At 72.2% G+C, this 19,339-nt stretch carries 14 protein-coding genes and 2 pseudogenes; 6 read left to right on the forward strand and 10 right to left on the reverse strand.

The genetic code is table 11. The features are described from left to right. Positions 1-51: 51 nt before the first annotated feature. Positions 52-774, forward strand: coding sequence for a hypothetical protein (locus ACFVUH_RS04255; protein ID WP_387911095.1), 723 nt, complete (start codon positions 52-54; stop codon positions 772-774). Between the two features lie 7 nt (positions 775-781). Here ACFVUH_RS04255 and coaE read toward each other — a convergent pair whose 3' ends face one another. The 4 genes from coaE to rpsA all read right to left on the reverse strand — a co-directional run bounded on the left by coaE (position 782) and on the right by rpsA (position 6,042). Continuing rightward, positions 782-1,375: a dephospho-CoA kinase gene (gene coaE / locus ACFVUH_RS04260; protein ID WP_355364787.1), complete on the reverse strand. Its 594-nt coding sequence runs from the start codon at positions 1,373-1,375 to the stop codon at positions 782-784. Positions 1,376-1,408: 33 nt separating this feature from the next. Then, entirely contained in the window at positions 1,409-2,050 is a 642-nt protein-coding gene (locus ACFVUH_RS04265) for an MBL fold metallo-hydrolase (RefSeq protein WP_387911097.1), read from the reverse strand. 25 nt (positions 2,051-2,075) lie between these two features. Further along, a complete protein-coding gene (locus ACFVUH_RS04270) occupies positions 2,076-4,319 on the reverse strand; it encodes an MMPL family transporter (protein ID WP_387911099.1) in 2,244 nt (747 codons plus the stop codon). Between the two features lie 232 nt (positions 4,320-4,551). Then, a complete protein-coding gene (gene rpsA, locus ACFVUH_RS04275) occupies positions 4,552-6,042 on the reverse strand; it encodes a 30S ribosomal protein S1 (RefSeq protein WP_355364796.1) in 1,491 nt (496 codons plus the stop codon). Positions 6,043-6,458: 416 nt separating this feature from the next. On the opposite strand from rpsA, the gene ACFVUH_RS04280 reads away from it, so the two are divergent. Further along, positions 6,459-7,313 carry a class I SAM-dependent methyltransferase gene (locus ACFVUH_RS04280; RefSeq protein ID WP_387911101.1) on the forward strand — a complete coding sequence of 285 codons (855 nt, stop codon included), beginning with the start codon at positions 6,459-6,461 and terminating at the stop codon, positions 7,311-7,313. A 4-nt stretch (positions 7,314-7,317) separates the two neighbouring features. Next, complete coding sequence (hrpB, locus tag ACFVUH_RS04285; protein ID WP_387911103.1) at positions 7,318-9,831, forward strand: ATP-dependent helicase HrpB; 2,514 nt, start codon at positions 7,318-7,320, stop codon at positions 9,829-9,831. A gap of 62 nt (positions 9,832-9,893) precedes the next feature. Here the strand turns inward: hrpB and ACFVUH_RS04290 are convergent, their stop codons facing one another. Next, the gene (locus tag ACFVUH_RS04290; RefSeq protein ID WP_387911105.1) at positions 9,894-10,376 is read right to left on the reverse strand and encodes a hypothetical protein; all 483 of its coding nucleotides are present in this window, start codon (positions 10,374-10,376) and stop codon (positions 9,894-9,896) included. Between the two features lie 58 nt (positions 10,377-10,434). Between ACFVUH_RS04290 and ACFVUH_RS04295 the strand changes: the two are divergent. The 3 genes and pseudogenes from ACFVUH_RS04295 to ACFVUH_RS04305 all read left to right on the forward strand — a co-directional run. After that, a pseudogene (locus tag ACFVUH_RS04295) lies at positions 10,435-10,578 on the forward strand (GDP-mannose 4,6-dehydratase); the annotation flags it as partial. Positions 10,579-10,639: 61 nt separating this feature from the next. Further along, complete coding sequence (locus ACFVUH_RS04300; protein ID WP_387911106.1) at positions 10,640-10,831, forward strand: hypothetical protein; 192 nt, start codon at positions 10,640-10,642, stop codon at positions 10,829-10,831. 6 nt (positions 10,832-10,837) lie between these two features. Further along, a pseudogene (locus ACFVUH_RS04305) lies at positions 10,838-10,981 on the forward strand (formyltransferase family protein); the annotation flags it as partial. Between the two features lie 28 nt (positions 10,982-11,009). On the opposite strand, the gene ACFVUH_RS04310 reads toward ACFVUH_RS04305, so the two are convergent. The 5 genes from ACFVUH_RS04310 to polA all read right to left on the reverse strand — a co-directional run bounded on the left by ACFVUH_RS04310 (position 11,010) and on the right by polA (position 19,053). Beyond that, positions 11,010-11,375, reverse strand: coding sequence for a hypothetical protein (locus ACFVUH_RS04310; protein ID WP_387911107.1), 366 nt, complete (start codon positions 11,373-11,375; stop codon positions 11,010-11,012). Further along, positions 11,372-13,195 carry a hypothetical protein gene (locus ACFVUH_RS04315; RefSeq protein WP_387911109.1) on the reverse strand — a complete coding sequence of 608 codons (1,824 nt, stop codon included), beginning with the start codon at positions 13,193-13,195 and terminating at the stop codon, positions 11,372-11,374. The genes ACFVUH_RS04310 and ACFVUH_RS04315 overlap by 4 nt, the downstream gene beginning before the upstream one ends. 966 nt (positions 13,196-14,161) lie before the next feature. Then, entirely contained in the window at positions 14,162-14,923 is a 762-nt protein-coding gene (locus ACFVUH_RS04320) for a GNAT family N-acetyltransferase (protein ID WP_387911110.1), read from the reverse strand. A 107-nt stretch (positions 14,924-15,030) separates the two neighbouring features. Further along, complete coding sequence (locus ACFVUH_RS04325) at positions 15,031-16,158, reverse strand: DUF3103 family protein (protein WP_355364817.1); 1,128 nt, start codon at positions 16,156-16,158, stop codon at positions 15,031-15,033. Between the two features lie 213 nt (positions 16,159-16,371). Beyond that, positions 16,372-19,053, reverse strand: coding sequence for a DNA polymerase I (gene polA, locus ACFVUH_RS04330; RefSeq protein WP_387911332.1), 2,682 nt, complete (start codon positions 19,051-19,053; stop codon positions 16,372-16,374). Between the last annotated feature and the right edge of the window lie 286 nt (positions 19,054-19,339).

Here is a 19,339-nt window from a genome sequence, read left to right on the forward strand (position 1 = left end):
GTAAGCAATCATCGTTGGCACTGATGCGGCGCCGCCGGTCAGGATAGCCCCATGACCCACCCCCTTCCCCGCCTCGCCCTGGTCGGCGACCGCTCGACCGCCGTCCGCTCGCACACCCGCGTCCCCGCCCTGCTCGACGCGCTCGCCGACCGCGACCAGCTCGTCCTGGACGCCTACTGGGTCCCCACCGAGGACGCCGCCGCCCCTGGCGCACTGGACGGCTTCGACGCCGTCTGGCTGCTCCCCGGCAGCCCGTACCGCAGCGAGGACGGCGCGCTGGCCGCCGTCCGCACCGCCCGCGAGCGGCGCATCCCCTTCCTCGGCACCTGCGCCGGCTTCCAGCACGCGGTGCTGGAGTACGCCCGCCACGTCTGCGGGATCGGCGGCGCCGCGCACGGCGAGAGCCATCCCGGCGAGGCGGACCTGGTGATCGTGCCGCTCAGCTGCTCGCTGGTGGGACACGAGGGCGCGGTGCGGCTGACCCCCGGCTCGCTGGCCGAGCGCGTCCTCGGCGCGCCGCGCACGGTGGAGCGGTACCACTGCGCGTACGGGCTGAACGACGCCTACCTGGAGCGGCTGCGCGCGGGCGGCCTGCGGTTCAGCGGCGCGGACGACTCCGGGCAGCTGCGGATCCTGGAGCTGCCGGCCGAGGCGCACCCCTTCTTCCTGGCCTCGCTGTTCCAGCCCGAGCTGGCCGGCGACGGCACCCGGGCCCACCCGATGATCCGCGCCTTCGCCGCCGCCGCGGCCGACCGCGTCACGGTGTCACGGTGAAGAGCCGCTAGCGGCGGGCGGTGAGCCGCTCCCACACTTCGGCGACCCTGGGCGCCAGCTCCTCCAGCGGGCCGCTGTTGTCGATCACCAGGTCGGCGACGGCCAGCCGGTCGGCCCGGCTGGCCTGGGCCGCCATCCGGGCCCGGGCCTCCTGCTCGGTCATCCCGCGCAGCCGGACCAGTCGCTCGACCCGCACCTCGTCCGCCGCGTCGACCACGATCACCTCGTCGTACAGCGGCCCGAGCCCGTTCTCGGCGAGCAGCGGGACGTCGTGCACCACCACCGCGTCCGGCGCCGCCGCCGCCTCCAGCTCGGCGGAGCGCGCCCGGACCAGCGGGTGGACGATCGCGTTCAGCGCCCGCAGCCGCGCCGGGTCGGCGAAGACGATCGCGCCGAGCGCCGGCCGGTCCAGCGAGCCGTCCGCCGCGAGCACGCCCGCGCCGAACTCGGCGACCACGGCGTCGAGGCCCGAAGTACCGGGGGCGACCACCTCGCGGGCGATCACGTCGGAGTCCACGATCACCGCGCCGTGGGCGGCGAGCAGCCGCGACACCTCGCTCTTGCCCGCGCCGATGCCGCCCGTCAGTCCGATCTTCAGCATGGCGCCAGGCTACCGGCGGACCTCACCGCGCGGTCACCCCAGGTCGAGGCTCTCGCCCTCGCCCAGGGTGTGCAGCTCCGCGCCGGTGCCCGGGCCGCCGGGGCCGACCAGCCGGGTGTGCACGGCGAGGCCGGCCGGGCTGAGCACCGCGTCGTGCACCGGGACGGCCTGCCGCGGCCCGGCCTCGCGCACGTAGTCGACCAGCTCGCCGACCTTGGTCCACGGCGCGGCGATCGGCAGCAGCAGGGTGTCCACCGGCTGCGGCGGCACGGTCAGCGCGTCACCCGGGTGGAACAGCCGACCGTCGAAGAGGAAGCCGACGTTGCGCACCCGCGGGATGTCCGGGTGGATCACCGCGTGCCACTCGCCGTGCACCGAGACGCCGATCCCGCCGAGGTCGAAGGCGTCGTCCTCGCCGACCGCCGTCACCCGCCGGCCCACCCCCTCCAGCTGCCGGGCGACGTCCGGGTTGGTCCACACCCGCAGCGCCGGGTCCGCCTCCAGCGCCGCCCGCAGCCGGGCCTCCTCGAAGTGGTCGGCGTGCTCGTGGGTGATCAGCACGGCGTCCGCGCCCACCAGGGCCGCGGGATCGGTGAACATCCCGGGGTCGACGACGACGGTCGTCCCCTCGTGCTCCAGGCGTACGCAGGCATGTCCGAACTTGGTGATCCGCATGCCTCAGCACGGTACTCCGGAACCGTTACGGGGCGGTGCCGACCAGTTCCTTCGGAGCGGCGGGCCGCTGGACCGGCAGCGCCGCCGGCCCGATCTCCGGCAACTCGACGTGCTCGCTCAGCCCGAACCGGTCGTGCAGCCGGCGCAGCGGGGCCGGCGCCCACCAGTTGAACTCGCCGAACAGCTTCATCGCGGCGGGCACCAGCAGGCAGCGCACCACCGTGGCGTCGACCGCCACGGCGACCGCCAACGCGATGCCCATCTGCTTGACCATCAGCATGTCGCCGAGCGCGAACCCGGCGAAGACGATCACCATCAGCAGCGCCGCCGAGGTGATGATCCGACCGCTGCGCTGGACGCCCAGCTCCACCGACCGGGAACAGCTGTGACCCTTGTCCCGCAGTTCCTTGATCCGGGAGAGCAGGAAGACCTCGTAATCCATCGACAACCCGAAGGCGAAGGCGAACACCAGCACCGGGATGAAGGTCTCCAGTCCGCCGGTCGGGCTGAATCCGAGCAGTCCGCTGAACCAGCCGTCCTGGAAGACCAGGGTGAGCGCGCCGAGCGAGGCGCCCAGCGAGAGCAGGTTCATCAGCAGGGCCTTGACCGGCATCACCACCGAGCCGGTCATCAGGAAGAGCAGGATCAGTGTGCCGAGGGCCACCAGGCCGAGCGCGATCGGCCCGCGGGTGCGCAGTTCGTCCTGGAAGTCGACCACCGAGGCCGCCCCCCCGGTCACCTGGGTGGTGAGCCCGCCGCGGTCCGCGCGCAGTTCCTTGACGACCTGCTTCGCCTGCCCGCCCTGCGGGTCGCCGTGCACCAGCACGTCGATGGTGGAGACGGTGTCGCTCACCGGGGTGACGGCGCGCACGCCGCTGACGCCCGGCAGCTTGGCCACCACGTCGTCCGCGTAGGCCTGGGCGACGGCCGCACCGCTGTCCACCACCACGGTGATCGGAGCGGCCGAGGCCTGCGGGAAGCGCTGGTCGATCGTCTCGGCGACCTGCCGCCCGGCCGAGGAGGCGGGCAGCACGGCGGCACCGGAGTTGCGCATGTCGGCGTGCAGGAACGGCGCCCCCGCGGCCATCAGCAGCGCGGTGCAGGCGAGCACCACCGGCACGGCCCGCTTGCCGACCCGGCGCACCGTGCGGCTGAAGAAGCCGTCGTCGGGGACGGGCGCGGTGGGCGTCTTGATCCGGCTCCCGGCGAAGCCGAGCAGCGCCGGGACGAGGGTGAGCGCGGCGGCGACCGCGATCACCACCACGCTCACGCCGGCCGCGGAGACGGCGGCGAGCACCGGGCTGGTGAAGACGAACAGGCCGGAGAGGGCGACGGCCACGGTCAGGCCGGAGAAGGCGACGGTGCGACCGGCCGTGGCGGCGGTCCGCTCGACGGCGGCGGCGATCGGGGCGCCGTGGCCGCGTTCCTCGCGGAAACGTTGCACCATGAGCAGCGCGTAGTCGATCGACAGACCCAGGCCCAGCACGGTGGCGATCGGCAGCACGCTGGTGTCGATGTCCATGATCCGGCTGAAGCCGAACATGGCCAGCAGCGCTCCGCCGACCGAGGCGACGGCGCCGATCACCGGAAGACTCGCGGCGGCCAGGCCGCCGAAGACCAGGACCATCACGACCAGGGTCAGCGGCAGAGTGACGATCTCGCCGAAGCGGGTGTCCTTCTCGGTCTGCTTCTTGACCTCGTCCTGGAGCACCAGGTCCCCGCCGACGGTCACCTTCGCGCCGTCCGTCCCGACCTCGCCCTGAATGGCGGAAAGTCGCTGGGTGACGGCGGTGGTCTCGGCGGAGGTACTGGTGTCGGCCATCCGCACCGAGACCAGGCTCGCGTTGCCGTCGGCCGAGCGGAGCGCCGCCGCGCCCGGGCCGGGGCCGTAGGCGTCGGTGGCCGAGGAGACCCCGGGCAGGGCGGCGATCTCGGCGGTGGCCCGGGTGACGGCGTCCCGGACGGTGGTGTCGTCCACCGGTCGGCCGTCCACCACGGCGGTCACGGTGCCCTTGGCCGGATCGGCGGCGGTGACGACGGCGCTGCCGCGGTCCGCCTCGGAGGCGGAGGAGGAGGCGCCGGCCACCGAGCCCTCGAAGACCCGTCCGCCGATCAGCACGCCTATCACCAGCACGACCGCCCAGAAACCGAGCACCCAGCGACGCTGCCGGTAGCAGAACCGGCCGAGGGCGGCGAGGCGTCCGCCGACCTGCGGATCGACGGACGGGCGGGGGGAGGCAGCGGAGGACACGGCGGAGCGAAGGCTCATGTGCGGAGGGTGCCTAGCGTGCGGGGCCGGGTGAGCGACCCATCGGGCAACTCCTCCCAAGGTAGGCCTGAATTCCCGAATCACCCATAGGCATTGAATGAGCCCCTCATCACAAAAATCCCTCACATAAGGAATGAATAATGAAGGTCGAAAAACAATGAACCCCGCTCGGAAACCGAGCGGGGTTCATCGGTGACGCTATGCGCTAGTCACGCACCAGCGGGGCAGAGCCTCAGCTCTGGCCACCGGCCAGCTTCTCGCGCAGGGCGGCCAGGGCCTCGTCCGAGGCCAGGGCGCCGGAGCCCTCGTCGCTGCTGGACGAGTAGGAGCCACCGGCAGCGGCGGCGACGGCGTCGCCACCCTCGGCAGCGGCCTCCGCGTCGGCCTCGCGGCTCTTGATGACCTGGGCCTGGTGCTGCTCGAAGCGCGCCTGGGCCTCGGCGTACTGCCGCTCCCACTCCTCGCGCTGCTTCTCGTAGCCCGCCAGCCAGTCGTTGGCCTCGGGGTCGAAGCCCTCCGGGTAGATGTAGTTGCCCTGGTCGTCGTAGGACGCGGCCATGCCGTACAGGGTCGGGTCGAACTCGACCTCGGCCGGGTTGGCACCCAGCGCCTCGTTGGCCTGCTTCAGCGAGAGGCTGATGCGACGACGCTCGAGGTCGATGTCGATGACCTTGACGAAGATCTCGTCGCCGACCTGGACGACCTGCTCCGGGATCTCGACGTGGCGCTCGGCCAGCTCGGAGATGTGGACCAGACCCTCGATGCCCTCGTCCACGCGGACGAACGCACCGAACGGAACCAGCTTGGTGACCTTACCCGGAACGACCTGGCCGATCTGGTGGGTACGGGCGAACTGCTGCCACGGGTCCTCCTGGGTCGCCTTCAGCGACAGGGAGACACGCTCGCGGTCCATGTCGACGTCGAGAACCTCGACGGTGACCTCCTGGCCGACCTCGACAACCTCGGACGGGTGGTCGATGTGCTTCCAGGACAGCTCGGAGACGTGAACCAGGCCGTCGACGCCACCCAGGTCCACGAAGGCACCGAAGTTGACGATCGAGGAGACGACGCCGGAGCGCACCTGGCCCTTCTGCAGGGTGGTGAGGAAGGTCTGGCGGACCTCGCTCTGGGTCTGCTCCAGCCAGGCACGGCGGGACAGGACCACGTTGTTGCGGTTCTTGTCCAGCTCGATGATCTTGGCCTCGAGCTCCTTGCCCACGTAGGGCTGGAGGTCGCGGACGCGGCGCATCTCGACCAGCGACGCCGGCAGGAAGCCACGGAGGCCGATGTCGAGGATGAGACCACCCTTGACGACCTCGATGACGGTACCGGTGACGATGCCGTCCTCTTCCTTGATCTTCTCGATCGTGCCCCAGGCACGCTCGTACTGAGCGCGCTTCTTGGACAGGATGAGACGACCCTCCTTGTCCTCCTTCTGGAGAACCAGGGCCTCGATGTTGTCGCCGACGGCGACGACCTCGTGCGGGTCGACGTCGTGCTTGATCGAGAGCTCGCGGGACGGGATGACGCCCTCGGTCTTGTAACCGATGTCGAGGAGGACCTCGTCACGGTCGACCTTCACGATGACGCCCTCGACGATGTCGCCATCGTTGAAGTACTTGATGGTCTCGTCAATCGCGGCGAGGAAGGCCTCCGCGTCGCCGATGTCGTTGACCGCGACCTGCGGGGTGGTGCTGAGGGAGGAGTCGGTGGGGCTCGTCATTAGGAAAAGGGCTCCGGTACGGACATGAAGTCGTAGGTAATGCCACGCGGAGGGCCCGTATCGCTCCCACCGAAAGCCGGACAGCCAAGAACACGGAGCACCGGGGTTCCCGAGACAACGGGAGATCGGCGTCCGTCTTGCGACCGTGGGGTCTTCGACAGATGCGAGCGCGACCTGCTCCGTCCGAGGCGCGCAGGCCCGCAGCGCAACTTGTAGCATACGGGGACGGCCAGGCACGGTCAACGCCAAGAACGGCAAGACGGTGGAGCCCGGTATGGAACAGGCCATATCCTCCGATTGCGCACCTCAACGGGTGGCGGCCGCTGGGAGGACCTTCCCCGGATGCCACCGCCGGGACACCGGACCTCTCGGCCCGGTTCGCGGCAGCGGCGCTTCCGCAGACGACACCCTACGCGATGGGCCTAGCAACCGTGACCGGCACCCCCCTCCCCGACCCCATTGATCTTGACGAGGACGGCGACGACGCGGTAAGGCGCTCCGCCGGCACCGGCGAGAGCAGCCGCGCCAGCCGCCACTGGTGGGACCGCAACGCCGACGAATACCAGGACGAACACGGCGAGTTCCTCGGCGACGACCGGTTCACCTGGTGCCCCGAGGGCCTCGACGAGGCGGACGCCCGGCTGCTCGGCGAGGTCGCCGGCCGCACCGTCCTGGAGATCGGCGCCGGCGCCGCCCAGTGCTCGCGCTGGCTGGCCGGCCAGGGCGCCCACCCGGTCGCCCTGGACATCTCGCACCGCCAGCTCCAGCACTCGCTGCGGATCGACCTCGCCCGAGGCGCCGCCCCCGTCGCGGTCGTCCAGGCCGACGCCGCCGTGCTGCCGTTCGCCGACGCCTCCTTCGACCTCGCCTGCTCCGCCTACGGCGCCGTCCCGTTCAGCGCCGACACCACCGCGCTGATGCGCGAGGTCCACCGGGTGCTGCGGCCCGGCGGGCGCTGGGTCTTCTCGGTCACCCACCCGATCCGCTGGGCCTTCCCCGACGAGCCCGGCGTCGAGGGGCTCACCGCCGTCTCCTCCTACTTCGACCGCACCCCCTACGTCGAGCAGGACGAGCAGGGCCGGGCCACCTACGTCGAGCACCACCGCACCCTCGGCGACCGGGTCCGCGAACTCGTCGCCGCCGGCTTCCGGCTGGTCGACCTCGTCGAGCCCGAATGGCCCGAGGGCCACGAGCAGGACTGGGGCGGCTGGTCCCCGCTGCGCGGACGGCTCATCCCCGGCACCGCGATCTTCGTCGCCGAGCGGGGCTGACACCTTGCTGAACCCGGCCTGGCGCGAGCTGCCCGTCCGCACCGCCCTGCCCGCCCTGCACCGGGCCCTCGACGCCCACGGCACCGCCGTGCTCGCCGCCCCGCCCGGCACGGGGAAGACCACCCTGGTGCCGCTCGCCCTGGCCGGCCTGCTCGGTTCCGGACCTGTTCGCCGTGTCCTCGTCGCCGAACCGCGACGGCTCGCCGTCCGGGCCGCCGCCCGGCGGATGGCCTGGCTGCTCGGCTCCACGGTGGGCGCCGAGATCGGCTTCACCGTGCGCGGCGAGCGGCGCGTCGGCCCGGAGACCGTGGTCGAGGTGGTCACCACCGGTGTGCTGCTCCAGCGCCTCCAGCGCGACCAGGAGCTGACCGGCGTCGACGTGGTCGTCCTCGACGAGTGCCACGAGCGGCACCTGGACGCCGACACCGCGCTCGCCTTCCTGCTCGACGTGCGCGCCGCCCTGCGGCCCGAGCTGCGGATCGTCTGCGCCTCGGCCACCTCCGACACCGCGGCCTGGGCCGAGCTCCTCGGCGGCGCGCCGGTCGTCGAGGCGCACGGAGTCTCGCACCCGGTCGAGGTGGTCCGGGCGCCGCCCGCCCGGGCCGTGCGGCCCGCGCACGGCACCCGGGTGGACTTCGCGCTGCTCGACCACGTCGCCGCCACCGTCCGGCGGGCGCTCGCGGAGCGGGAGGGCGACGTGCTCTGCTTCCTGCCCGGCGTCGGCGAGATCGCCCGCGTCGCCGGGCAGCTCGCCGACGCGCCCGCCGAGGTCCTCCAGCTGCACGGGCGCGCCCCGCAGGCCGTCCAGGACGCCGCGCTCGCGCCGTCCGCCTCCCGCCGCGTCGTCCTGTCCACCTCCGTCGCCGAGTCCTCCCTCACCGTCCCCGGCGTCCGGATCGTGGTCGACGCCGGGCTGGCCCGCGAACCGCGCACCGACCATGCGCGCGGACTCGCCGCCCTGGTCACCGTGCGCGCCTCGCTGGCCGCCGCCCGCCAGCGGGCCGGCCGCGCCGGGCGCGAGGCCCCCGGCACCGTCTACCGGTGCTGGCACGAGGCCGAGGACGCCCTCGCGGCCCGCTTCCCCACCCCGGAGATCGCCCTCGCCGACCTGACGTCCTTCGCCCTCCAGGCCGCCTGCTGGGGCGACCCCGACGCCACCGGGCTCGCCCTGCCCGACCGGCCCCCAGCGGGCGCGATGGCCGCCGCCCGGCAGACCCTGCTCGCCCTCGGGGCCGTCTCCGCCGACGGCCGGGCGACGAAGCGAGGCGTGCGCCTCGCCCGTACCGGCCTGCACCCCCGGCTGGGACGGGCCCTGGTCGACGGGGCTCCCCTGGTCGGCGCCGACCGGGCCGCCGAGGTGGTCGCCCTGCTCTCCGAGGAACCCCCACGCACCCTCGGCGACGACCTCGCCGCCGTCCTGCGCACCGTCCGCACCTCTCGCGACCCGTACGCGGGCCGCTGGCGCGAGGAGACCCGCCGCCTGCGCCGCGCCTCCGGGTCCGAACCGTCCACCGGCCTCCCCGACTCCACGGCCGTCGGCCTGGTCGTCGCCCTGGCCTTCCCCGAACGCATCGCCCGCGCGCGGGTGGAGCGGCCCGCCCCCGGCGAGCGCAGCCCCTACCTGATGGCCTCGGGCACCGCCGCCGAACTCGCCCCGGGAACCGCGCTCGGCGCCCTGCCCTGGCTCGCCGTCGCGACGGCCGACCGCCCGGCCGGCTCCCCTTCCGCCCGGATCCTGCACGCCGCCGCCCTCGACGAGGACACCGCCCGGCAGGCCGGTGCGCCGCTCCTCACCACCCGCGCCGAAGTCCACTGGGACACCCGACGTGGCGAAGTCGTCTCCCGCCGGGTGGAATCCCTCGGTGCCATCGAACTCGCCGAGAAGCCCCTCACCAACCCCGACCGCGCCCTCGTCCGCGCCGCCCTCCTCGAAGGCCTCACCCGCGAGGGCATCAGCACCCTCCTGAGCTTCCCGTCCAACCTCCGCGAGCGCCTTGCGTTCCTCCACACCGCCATCGGAGCCCCCTGGCCCGACGTCTCCGACGAGGCGCTGCTCAACCGCGCCGACGAGTGGCTGGAACCCGAACTCTCCCGCGCCCGCCGCCGCTCCGACCTCGCCCGCATCGACACGACCTCCGCCCTCCAGCGCCTCCTCCCCTGGTCCACCGGCGAGGCCGGCCGCCTGGACGAACTAGCCCCCGAACGCATCACCGTGCCGTCCGGCTCGAAGATCCGCGTCGACTACACCACCGAACGCCCAGTACTGGCCGTCAAGTTGCAGGAACTCTTCGGCTGGAAGGCCGCCCCGGCCCTGGCCGGCGGACGAGTGCCACTCACCGTCCAACTGCTCTCCCCCGCCGGCCGCCCCGCCGCCATCACCGGTGACCTGGAAGGTTTCTGGCGCAACGGTTACCACGCCGTCCGCGCAGACCTCAGGGGCCGCTACCCCCGCCACCCCTGGCCCGAGGACCCGACCACGGCGGAGCCCACCAAGCGCACCAACGCCAGGAAGCAGTAGGCGAAAGGCCCCGCCACCCGCCGACCGGGTGGCGGAGCCTCACACAACCCGCCCGGTTCCGGTCAGGCCGTCCTCGCCATCGGTCGAGCACGGTCGTACAGGTCGCGTGCGTGCCGGTTGCCCTGGTAGGGCTTGATCATGGCCATCATCGAGCGGAAGCGATCATCAGCCCGACCGGACTGGATGGCCTGGTAGTCGTCGAGAGCCCGGTGCCAGTCCACACAGGCTTCTTCGAGTCGGCCGGCCTGCACCTTCCATTCTGCGAGCATGCCGGTCATCCGCACCCGGTTACGGACGTAGACGGAGTACCGCAGGCGGTCGGACGTCTCCATGGCGGCGATGGCGCCGGCCTTGTCGCCGAGTTCCCAGCGGACCTTGGCCTCGTGGTACGCCAGGGAGGACGGGTCGTAGGAGCCGAACGCCTTGGCCTTGGACTCGGCCTGCTCCATCGCGACCTCCGCTATCCCCAGGTGGTACAGGGCTCCGGCCTTGTCGCCGGTCTGGGCCGCAGAATGGGCCTGCTGTCCGGCGAGGAAGGCCCGCATCCGAGGGCCGGCCTGCGGTGAGGCGGCTGAGGCGGCGTCCGCGAACCGCGTGGCGGTACTGCCGAACAAGCTGCTGATCACCGGAGGTGCGGGCTTCATCGGCTCGCACTTCGCCAGGCGGCTGCTGCGGTGTGACCATGTGGCCCAGGCGACCGTGCTCGACGCCCTCACCTACGCCGGGAGCGTGGAGAACCTGGGCGAGGTATGACCGAGGGCGACGTCCACCACGTCGCCGCCACCCTCAAGCGCGCCACCGGGAACGGATGGTGAGGCGCGCGGCCGTCCTCGGGAAGGGGGCCCTCGCCGCGCACGCGTGCGACACGATCGCCGCTCTGACCGGCACCGTACTGGACACGGTGATCCCGAACGCGGTCGAGCCGGACTGGGACATGCGGCTGTCCGACTACGTCACCGAGCGCTGGCCGGCCACCCGCGTCCTACGCTCGGGCGACTGACGGGACCTGGAGCCGGGCCGCTGCGACCTGGTGTTCAGCGTTCTCTATGACAAACTCATCGGCCCTGAGCTTATCGACGCCACCGAACACATCATCAACTGCCATCCTGGCCGCCTGCCCGGCTACCGGGGCGTGCGGCCGGTCAACTGGGCGCTACGCAATCGCGAGAGATGTCTTCTTAAGGCAGGAGCGCTCTCACCGCGGTGTCCAGGCCCTGGATCTCGACGGCCACCGCCGTGGTGGCGGCCAGACCCTGCCCGGCCCGGGCCAGGTAGGCCAACACCTGCTCCCAGCGCCGCGCGGGTGCGGCGACCGCCTGCTCGAGGTCTTCCGCCGCTTGAACCCTGGCGGGGTCGGCGCTCCCCCGGAGCTGCTCGGCGAGCGCGAGCACCCGGCGGGCGAGGGCCTCCTCATCCACCGGCGTGGACATGGAGTGAACGGTGACCGAGGAGTGTTCACCGGCCGCCACCCCCGATCCGCTGAAGCTCACGTTGGCGTTGCCACTGATGTGGAGTCCACCGCTGATGCGCCGGTCCTCGGTCATCGGTCCTGCCCCCTTCCACCGGTCGACGCGAGGCCGACCCGGGTCATGATCCTGCTGGCGGCTCCGGCGGCCACCGGGGAGTCGACGAAGTTGACGGTGGCGTCGCCGGAGGCGAACACGCCGCCGTTGTAGATCACGTTCTGGCGTTCCCGGAGGTCGGAGATGTCCACCTGGTGGTCGGCCAGGAAGTCCGTGAGGGTGTCCAGGACGCGGCGTTCGACGATCTTGAGGTACATCTGACTGTCGATCTGCTGGAAGTACCGGTGGAACCGGGAATCGCTCGCCGTCTCCCGGAGGCTCAGCTTGGCACCGTAGTCGAACGCGCCGAGGGCGATCTGCCGGCGTTGCTTGCGGTACTTGTGCTTCTCGGTCAGCTGCCCCCAGACCATGAAGGCCAGCCTGAACGGGGCGGCCACCAGCCGGAACGGGGCGGCTCCGGCCGAGGACCGCAGGAGCGCAAACAGCTGCCACCCGGTAGGGCGGTCGAGCAGGTGGTCGACCTGGTGATGGCGGCGGTGGAGCGGCAGCAGCAGCGACATGGCACCCTCGACGAACAGCAGGTCCCGGGCGGGGCTCAGGGAGAAGCGGACCGTAGTGGTGGCCACCAGCTCGCTGTTCCACCCCGAGACCGAGGTCACCAGGTAGGGCCGGACCCGCCCGACGCCGTCGTCCCGCAGACGGTCGAGCACGGCCGGCTCCAGGGCGATCTGCGGCCGGTCCTCGGGCCGGGGAAGCAGCAGCGGGCGGAGCGCCGGGTCCAGGCCCTGCGCCAGGTCCGCCCCGCTGACGAAAACGCGCTCGGCGATTTCCACCCCGGGCAGTCCGAGGGTGGTGACCGCCGTCATCACCTCGGCGTCCAGGGCCTTCAGGGTGAAGGGGCGCACGTCGTCGTACTGCTTATCGGGCCGGTCCACCGGGACGGTGAAGTTCCAGTTGTTGAGCAGCCTCCCGTAGCCGACGAACGGCTCGTAGCCGGAGAAGACCGAGACATTCCCCTGTCGGTCCTCGGTGGCCAGCCGGCGCAGCACTTCCTCGTCCTGCAGCCGGACGTGCGGCGCCTGCGCGGGGTCGAACGTGGCCCGGCCCAGCTTGGGCCGGAGGACGCCGTAGAACGTGATCAGCTGTTCGACCAGCACGATCACCCAGGCCACGGCGAGGAGCGGGAAGGCGAGCGGCGGATGCGGGAACAGGAACGGATCCAGGAGAAACACGATGATCGACGCGAACTGGGAGAGGGGGTGGAAGCCGTGGGGGAAGGGTAGGGAGCCGTCGGAGAGGGGTTGGAAGACGAAGGCGCCCACCATCCCGATCATGGTCAGCGCGAGCAGCACCTGGGCGGTGGTCTGCCGGAAGCGCGCGGCGAGCGCGTAGCGCAGAACGCAGACCAGGTCGACGCCAGGCGAGGAGGCGATGGCCCGATGGGGCTCCTTGAGGACGGACTCGATGACCTTGTTGGCCAGGTTGCCCTCCGACTGCACGGCCGCGCAGAGATAGCGAGTGGCGTCCGATGCCGGATGCGGAGCCTGCTGATGCGCAACGGCGCCGTGCGGCGCGGTGCGGAACAGGCCGCTGTGGGCAGGCGCCGTCGTCCAACTGCTCGGTGTCGCGGATGCCCTGCCGGTGCTGCCGGTGACCGGGGCGGGCGGCGCGAAGATGGGGGCCATCGGAGGCGCCGGCTTACCGCCGGCCAGCAGGGTCGCCCCGGGCGGCGTAGATCTGAGGGCGGCGCCGCAGACGGCGCAGTCGACGGCGCAGTCGACGGCGGCCGCCGGGCAGACCGTGCCGCAGTGCGAACAGGTCCACAGGTCGAATGTGTTCATCCGGTCATCGCCGGTTCTCGTACGACCCGGAGGTCCTAGCGGGCCTGAGGGAAGGCCCCGGCCGGACGACGAGGTGTCGGGCGTGATGCATGCTCACAGCATGCATCCTGCCGGAGGTGATGGGGTGTCATATGGACTCGCTGTTACCAAAGCAAGTCATAACGGTAGATCAAATCACTTAAAAGACAATGCTGTTGGGCAATTCGCACGGGCTGATGCCACCGGTGGACCGCTCCCTACGAAGTGCTCCAGGTCGAAGGGCTCAGCGGGGCATCCCCCTCCCCCTCGCCACCTGAACACCACTCCTCGACCACCAGCGCTGCGCAGGAAGTCGATCCTCCCGACTTCCTGCGCACCTGTCCGGCCGTCCGTTCGGTACCACCGAGCCTTGACCGGTTGCCGCCGACGTCTGACCACGCCCCCGGAGGGCAACGCGACGGGCTCTCACGCACGGTTGTCGCGCTCACCTGGGAGGCACGTGTCCGACGGCGGTTCCCATACGAGTCCTTCCGCCTCCAAACTGTCGATGATCCACTTCCGGCCGGTCTCCCCAGCCGCTGCCCAGGTGTGTTCCATACGGCGACGCCGCTTCCGGCTGAGCCTCCACAGCCTCGTTCGCCCACGAGGCCATGCCAGGTTGTGCACCAGGTCTGCGAGCCACCCGATGCAGACGACATAGTCATCGCCCATCCACTGGTAGAAGGGCTGTCGCCGCCGAGCCATAGCGCGAATCTGAATCACGGCGATGTACATCAGGGCCGCGGCGGCCTCGTCATCGTCTACCGTCCTCACAGCCCGCCCCCCTCTCCTCCAGGCCGCCGAGTCCAACCCGGTCAGAAACCCGGTCAGACTGCCTGGGGCAGAAAACCAGCGGTCGTCAAAGCTCGGTGGCGAACGGCCAGGCTCACCGAGACTCCGCCATGTTCATCGAGGCGGGACAGCACCCACGTCCCGGTGGCGCCGGGCTCAGGCGGAGGCCCACCAGGTCGAGGGGGAGGCGACGGTGTAGCCCAGGGACTCGTAGAGCGGGCGGCCCAGTTTCGAGGCGGTGAGGGTGGCCGGGAGGTCCGTCAGGTGGGCGAGGGCGCCGAGCATGACGGCGCGGCCGACGCCGCGGGAGCGGAAGGCGGACGAGGTGGCGATCCAGTAGTGGCCGGCGACGCCGTCGGCCACGACGCTCACGCCGGCTCCCGCGGCCGCGCCGTCGACCGAGGCGACGAACACGTCCACGCCCGGCTGTTCGATCAGCGTCGGCGGGAAGAGCTCGCCGGGGTGGTGGGGCTCGAAGTTGTCCAGCGCGAAGCCCTCGATCACGATCCGCTCGGCCGCTTGAAGGTCCTCGGGCCGACGCGCCCGGGTCACGTCCAGTGCCGGGGCGTCGACGGGGCCGGGCAGGCGCAGCATGATCGGCATCTGCCAGGTGCGCATGCCCAGGTGGCTCAGGTCCGTCGAGCTGAACGGATCCTCGACGATCACCGGACCGGCGGCCCGGCGGACCAGTTCGCCCACCTCGGCCATCTCGCCCGGGTCGAGGTCGGGCTCCTGGATCAGGATCCGCCCGCCGGCTCGCTCGTCGCCGCGGACGGCGAGGAACCCGCGGCGCCGGATCACCTCGTGGCCCCGGGACACGCCGGTCGCGGTCCAGCAGGCGGCGGAGTTGCGGGCCTGGAGCGTCGGGGCCCCGGCCGGGGAGGTGGGCTGGTCGGTCGTCCCGGATTCCGTCGTCATCGGGCCCACGGTAGTACGAAATCGACTCCTTGACACGGGTTGATCAACTGCGGGCCGGCGCAGCGCACGGGCGCGCGACGCGCCGGCCCGGTGACGGCGGGGACCCGTCAGAGCGCGCTGACCCAGTACGGCTCGACGGTCATCCAGCCGTTGGCGCGGGCGCCGTTGAGGCGGCCGGTGCTGGTGCGGGCGAGGGTGTACCAGGACTCGACGTAGTCCGGGTCGTCGGTCCACCAGTTCGAGGGCAGCGCCGCCAGGACGGCGTTGACCAGCGGGATGTAGGCGCCCTGGTCGGCGATGGTGAGCAGGACGGCCGCCACCGCCTGGGCGAGCGCCAGGTAGTTGGTGTCGCCGTCGTCCTCCATCAGGACGACGTCGGCCAGGTTGTACTTGTAGTTCGACCAGTTCACCAGGATCTGGTTCGGGTAGTAGACCGTGTGGTCGTACTGGAGGTACGGCATGGCGACCGAGTCGACCCGGACCTTGCCGTCCTGGCCGAAGCCGGACACCAGGCTGAACATCTCGGCGGCGCCCTTGAACCAGGGCTCCTCGTCGTCGTTCACCTCGATCGAGGTGATCTTGGTGCCCCACCAGCCGGCGGCCTGCGCGGTGGTGGGGGCCTGGGCCGCGGGAGCGATGCCGCGGGTGGCCAACTCCCGCTGGAGCACGGCGATCCCGGCCGTCAGCGCCTTGGCGGTGTCGATGTCGACCAGGTAGACCGGGCGGGTGGGCAGGGTGGCGGCGGCCAGGGCGCGGGCCCGGCCGGCGGTGTCGTAGGCGCGGACGGTGCGGGCGTGCTCGTCGGTGCCGGCGGTGGCCACCAGCGGCGCGGCGCCGGCGTCCAGGGCGGCCCGCATCGACGGGTCGGCCAGCTGGACCCGCAGCAGCGGCCCGAGGTCGGCGCCGAGGCCCTTGGCGGCGGCTATGCCGAGGTCCGCGCGGGTGGTGGCGGCGGCGAGCCCGCGGGCGGTCGCGCCGGACAGGCCGGCGGCCAGCGGGGCGAGTTCGGCCCCGGCGGGCGCGGCGGCGGTCGCCGAGCGCAGCCGCTCGCGCAGGGCGGGGTCGGCGAGGGAGGCGGCCAGGGTGCGGGCGACCTCGTCCTCGATCGCGGTCACCTGGGAGGCGGCGGGGATCGGGGCCGGGGCCGGGGTGGCCACGGCCTGGCCCGCGCCGAGCGCGAGCAGGGGCAGGGCCGTGAGCGCGACGACGGCACGTCGCACGCGGGAGTGGGACATGAGGGACTCCAGGCTCGTCGGGGTGAGGCGTCGGAGCATCGGTGCGGACGGTTCCGGCGCCGCACTCGCACGCGACGGCGCCATGACAAGTGAAGAGGTTCCCCGACGCCGGTTCAACCCCCGTCGGCGCACCGGCCCTTCCGTTCACCGTGAAAACGCCTGCGGGCGTGGATCCGGCCGGATCCACGCCCGCAGGCGTTCACTGACGGCGCCTCAGTGCGCGGCGGCCTCCCAGTCGGCACCCACGCCGACCGAGACGTCCAGCGGGGCGCGCAGCGGGTAGGCGCCGGCCATCTGCTCGCGGACGATCGCCTCGACCGGCCCGCGCTCGCCCGGCGCCAGCTCCAGCACGATTTCGTCGTGCACCTGGAGCAGCATCCGGGAGGTGAGCCCGGCCGTGCGCAGCGCCTCGTCGACCCTCAGCATGGCGATCTTGACGATGTCGGCGGCCGAGCCCTGGATCGGGGCGTTGAGCGCCATCCGCTCGGCCATCTCGCGGCGCTGGCGGTTGTCGCTGTTGAGGTCCGGCAGGTAGCGGCGGCGGCCGAGCAGGGTCTCGGTGTAGCCGGTGGCGCGGGCCTCCTCGACGACCCGGTGCAGGTAGTCCCGCACGCCGCCGAACCGCTCGAAGTAGGTGTCCATCAGGCCCTGGGCCTCGGCGGGCTTGATGCCGAGCTGCTGGGAGAGCCCGTACGCGGAGAGGCCGTAGGCCAGGCCGTAGGACATCGCCTTGATCTTGCGGCGCATCTCGGCGTCGACGGCGTCGCGCGGCACCTCGAAGACCTGGGAGGCGACGGTGGTGTGGAGGTCCTCGCCGCTGGCGAAGGCCTCGGTCAGCGCCTCGTCCTCGGAGAGGTGGGCCATGATCCGCAGCTCGATCTGCGAGTAGTCGGCGGTGAGCAGCGACTCGTAGCCCTCGCCGACGACGAAGGCGCGGCGGATCATCCGGCCCTCCTCGGTGCGGACCGGGATGTTCTGCAGGTTGGGGTCCTGCGAGGAGAGCCGGCCGGTGGCGGCGACCATCTGGTTGAAGGTGGTGTGGATGCGCCCGGCCGGGGAGACGGTCTTGAGCAGGCCCTCGACGGTGGTGCGCAGCTTGGCCTGGTCGCGGTGGCGCAGCAGGATGACCGGCAGCTCGTTGTCGGTCTGGGTGGCGAGCCAGGTGAGCGCGTCGGCGTCGGTGGTCCAGCCGGTCTTGATCTTCTTGGTCTTCGGCAGGGCGAGCTCGCCGAAGAGGATCTCCTGGAGCTGCTTGGGCGAGCCGAGGTTGAACTCGTGGCCGGCCGCGGCGTGCGCCTCCTCCACCACGCGCTGGATCTCGGCGGCGAACTGGGCCTCCAGGCCGGTGAGCCAGTCGCGGTCGGCGGCGATGCCGGTGCGCTCCATGCGGGCGAGCAGGGCGGCGATCGGCAGCTCCATGTCGCGCAGCAGCTCGGTGGCGCCGGCTTCGGAGAGGCGGGTGTCGAAGAGCGCGGCGAGGTCGAGCACGGCGCGGGCCTGGAGCATCAGCGCCTGGGCGTGCGCGGCCGGGTCCTCCTCCGGGGCGTCGAAGGCGAGCTGGCCGGACTCGGCGGCCGGGGCCGGGGCGAGCGAGCGGCCCAGGTACTCCTCGGCGAGCACCTCCAGGGTGAAGGTGCGGCGGCCGGGCTTCTCCAGATAGGCGGCGAGCGCGGTGTCGGCGACGACGCCCTCGACGGTCCAGCCGCGCTCGGCGAAGGCGCGCATGACCTGCTTGGCGATGTGCAGGGCCTTGGGCGCGGCCGGGTCGGTCAGCCAGTCGGCGAAGGCGCGCTCGTCCTCCTCGGCGAGCAGCGCCGGGTCGAACCAGGCGGCCGTCTCCCCCGCGGCCAGCGCGACCTCGGTGACCTCGCCGCTGCCGAGCGCCCACTGGTACACGGCGGCCAGCGCGACCGGGGACTTCCCGCCGGCGTGCTCGCGCAGCCAGGCGGCGAGGGTGCCGGGGTCGGTGAGCAGTTCGCCGTCGACCTCGACGCCGGGGGCGAGCTCGGGGGCCTCCGGCTCGGCGGCGGCCGGGTCGATGCCGAAGACCCGGTCGCGGAAGTTGGCGTTGCGGAACTCCAGCGACTCCATCAGCGCGCCGACGGCCGGGGCGTCGAACGGCGCGCGGGCCAGGTCGCCGACGCCGAGCGGGAGTTCGACGTCACGGACCAGCTCGGTGAGGACGCGGTTGCGCTTGACCGAGTCGAGGTGCTCGCGCAGCTTCTCGCCGATCTTGCCCTTGACCTCGTCGGCGCGGGCGACCAGCTCGTCGAAGGAGCCGAACTGGTTGACCCACTTGGCGGCGGTCTTCTCGCCGACGCCCGGGATGCCGGGCAGGTTGTCGGACGGGTCGCCGCGCAGCGCGGCGAGGTCCGGGTACTGGCGGGGGGTGACGCCGTACTTCTCGGCGACCTTCTCCGGGGTGTAGCGGGTGAGCTCGGAGACGCCCTTGGTCGGGTAGAGCACGGTGATGTGCTCGGTGACCAGCTGCAGGGAGTCGCGGTCGCCGGTGACGATGTCGACGTCGAAGCCGGCCGCCTCGGCGGCGGTGGCCAGGGTGGCGATGATGTCGTCGGCCTCGAAGCCCTCGGCGGTCAGCCGCGGCACGTGCATGGCGTCGAGCAGCTCGCCGATCAGGCCGACCTGGCTGCGGAACTCGTCCGGGGTCTTGGCCCGGTTGGCCTTGTAGTCGGGGAACTCGACCGAACGGAAGGTCTGGCGGGAGAGGTCGAAGGCGACCGCGAGGTGGGTGGGCGCCTCGTCCCGGACGGTGTTGGCGAGCATCGAGGCGAAGCCGTACACCGCGTTGGTGGGCTGGCCGGTGGAGGTGTTGAAGTTCTCCACGGGCAGTGCGTAGAACGCCCGGTAGGCCATGGAGTGCCCGTCGAGCAGCATCAGGCGGGGCCGCGACCCGGCTCCGCCGCCACCCGCCGCGCCCTTGTCCGTACTCTGCGTAGCCACGTCAACGTCCGTTCCTGCCGATTCCACTACCGGCCACCGATCCTAGGGCCCGCCACCGACAAAAGGGGCACGCCCGGGGTGGACGCCCCTCGGGTGCGCTCGTGTCCCGGCCGCCACACCGGACATCTCCCGTCACCATCTCTACCGCCGAGTAGGACGGTCGTACGATCACAGGCAGCACGACGACGTGACCCCCGAGCGGCAGGAGCCCCCCATGACC

The organism is Kitasatospora sp. NPDC058032, assembly GCF_042885845.1.
GTDB lineage: Bacteria > Actinomycetota > Actinomycetes > Streptomycetales > Streptomycetaceae > Kitasatospora.

Coding starts and splice junctions, on each gene's coding strand:
- ACFVUH_RS04255 (WP_387911095.1), top strand. CDS start 52: ATGACCCACCCCCTTCCCCGCCTCGCCCTGGTCGGCGACCGCTCGACC.
- coaE (WP_355364787.1), bottom strand. CDS start 1,375: ATGCTGAAGATCGGACTGACGGGCGGCATCGGCGCGGGCAAGAGCGAG.
- ACFVUH_RS04265 (WP_387911097.1), bottom strand. CDS start 2,050: ATGCGGATCACCAAGTTCGGACATGCCTGCGTACGCCTGGAGCACGAG.
- ACFVUH_RS04270 (WP_387911099.1), bottom strand. CDS start 4,319: ATGAGCCTTCGCTCCGCCGTGTCCTCCGCTGCCTCCCCCCGCCCGTCC.
- rpsA (WP_355364796.1), bottom strand. CDS start 6,042: ATGACGAGCCCCACCGACTCCTCCCTCAGCACCACCCCGCAGGTCGCG.
- ACFVUH_RS04280 (WP_387911101.1), top strand. CDS start 6,459: ATGGGCCTAGCAACCGTGACCGGCACCCCCCTCCCCGACCCCATTGAT.
- ACFVUH_RS04290 (WP_387911105.1), bottom strand. CDS start 10,376: ATGCGGGCCTTCCTCGCCGGACAGCAGGCCCATTCTGCGGCCCAGACC.
- ACFVUH_RS04300 (WP_387911106.1), top strand. CDS start 10,640: ATGGTGAGGCGCGCGGCCGTCCTCGGGAAGGGGGCCCTCGCCGCGCAC.
- ACFVUH_RS04310 (WP_387911107.1), bottom strand. CDS start 11,375: ATGACCGAGGACCGGCGCATCAGCGGTGGACTCCACATCAGTGGCAAC.
- ACFVUH_RS04315 (WP_387911109.1), bottom strand. CDS start 13,195: ATGAACACATTCGACCTGTGGACCTGTTCGCACTGCGGCACGGTCTGC.
- ACFVUH_RS04320 (WP_387911110.1), bottom strand. CDS start 14,923: ATGACGACGGAATCCGGGACGACCGACCAGCCCACCTCCCCGGCCGGG.
- ACFVUH_RS04325 (WP_355364817.1), bottom strand. CDS start 16,158: ATGTCCCACTCCCGCGTGCGACGTGCCGTCGTCGCGCTCACGGCCCTG.
- polA (WP_387911332.1), bottom strand. CDS start 19,053: ATGCTGCTCGACGGGCACTCCATGGCCTACCGGGCGTTCTACGCACTG.